We start from the raw sequence: 218 nt of genomic DNA on the forward strand, positions 1-218 counted from the left end.
TGGCCTGGGCGATACGGGCCTGCTGGAGCTGCTCCAGGACCGCGGCCTGGTCCTCGCTCAGCGCGTCGGTGAGCCGGGCCCGGTCCATCAGGTCCTGCGGGTCGGTCGCCCGCGAGAGCAGCCCGAGCGGACCCAGGTCGAGACCGTGGGTGTAGACGTCGCCGACGAAGGCGTCGATCCGGGTCCGGGCGTCGTCGACGGCGCGGCCCGCGGCCTCG

1 pseudogene is annotated in these 218 nt (G+C 75.2%); it reads right to left on the reverse strand.

The annotated features are described in order from the left end of the window. A pseudogene (locus GTW08_RS19665) lies at positions 1 to 218 on the reverse strand (hypothetical protein); the annotation flags it as partial.

The organism is Pseudonocardia sp. SID8383 (genome assembly GCF_009864975.1).
Classification (GTDB): Bacteria; Actinomycetota; Actinomycetes; order Mycobacteriales; family Pseudonocardiaceae; genus Pseudonocardia; species Pseudonocardia alni.